This window comes from Dietzia sp. Cai40 (assembly GCF_014145165.1).
Taxonomy (GTDB): domain Bacteria; phylum Actinomycetota; class Actinomycetes; order Mycobacteriales; family Mycobacteriaceae; genus Dietzia; species Dietzia natronolimnaea.
Genome location: NZ_JAALEB010000457.1, coordinates 1 through 1,128 on the forward strand (window position 1 = coordinate 1; position 1,128 = coordinate 1,128).

Genomic DNA, 1,128 nt, shown 5'->3' on the forward strand with positions numbered 1-1,128 from the left:
CGGGAAGGACTCCACGAACTCCACGGCGCGGGGGCGTTTGAAGTTGGCCAGGTGCTCGCGGCAGAACCCGAGGACGTCCTCCTCGGTGAGCGACGAGCCCTCGCGGCGCACCACGAAGGCCTTGCCGACCTCGCCCATCCGGTCGTCCGGGACGCCGATGACGGCGGTCTCGACCACTCCGTCCAGGCGCGCGAGCGTCTGTTCGACCTCGGCGGGGTACACGTTGAACCCGCCCGTGATGTACATGTCCTTGAGCCGGTCGGTGATCCGGAGGTTGCCGCGGGAGTCGATCTCGCCCACGTCGCCGGTGTGGAGCCAGCCGTCGGGGTCGATGGCCTCCGCGGTGTTCTCCGGGTCGTCGAGATACCCCTGCATCACCATTTCGCCGCGGGTGAGGATCTCGCCGGAGTCCCCGATCCGGATCTCCATGCCGGGGTAGGCCCGCCCGCACGTGGTGGCGACGGTGACGTCGTCGTCGTCCGCCGTGGTGGTGGTGATGAAGCCCATCGTCTCGGTCTGCCCGTAGGCGGTGAGGACGGTCTCCAGCCCCAGGTCGGACTGCATCCGCTCGACCAGGACCACCGGGACGACCGACGCGCCGGTCACGGCCAGGCGCAGGGAGGACAGATCGAATCCCGCCCGGTCCGGCGCGTCCAGGATCGTCTGGAAGATCGTGGGGGCGCCGGGCAGGACGGTGGCGCCCTCGTCCTGCACGAGGCGCATGGTCTCGGTGGGGGAGTACACGGCCAGCGGGATGACGGTCGAACCGAAGAGAGTGCAGACCAGGAACCCGGCCTTGTAGCCGAAGCTGTGGAAGAACGGGTTGACGATGAGGTAGCGGTCGCGCTCGGTGAGTCCGCCGTTCGACCCCCAGGCGCGCGCACCGGCGACGGTCTGGCGGTGCAGCGCCACCACGCCCTTGCTCTTGCCGGTGGTGCCGGAGGTGAACAGGATGTCGGCCACGTCGTCGCCCGTCACCGAGTCGGCGCGGGCGTCGGCCTCCGCGAGCGCGGAGTCGGTGGCCTCCGCCTGCAGGTCGGTGAAGTCGACGACGGCGAGGTCGGCGGTCGCGGTGTCACCGCCGTCGAGGGGGACTCGCACGAGCGTCCGCAGCCGCGTGGCGCCGGC

1 protein-coding gene is annotated in these 1,128 nt (G+C 70.7%); it reads right to left on the reverse strand.

Features of this window, described 5'->3' with window-relative positions:
• Positions 1 to 1,128 (reverse strand): AMP-binding protein (locus G6022_RS15535; RefSeq protein WP_182691948.1); only part of this gene is annotated, 1,128 nt, incomplete at both ends.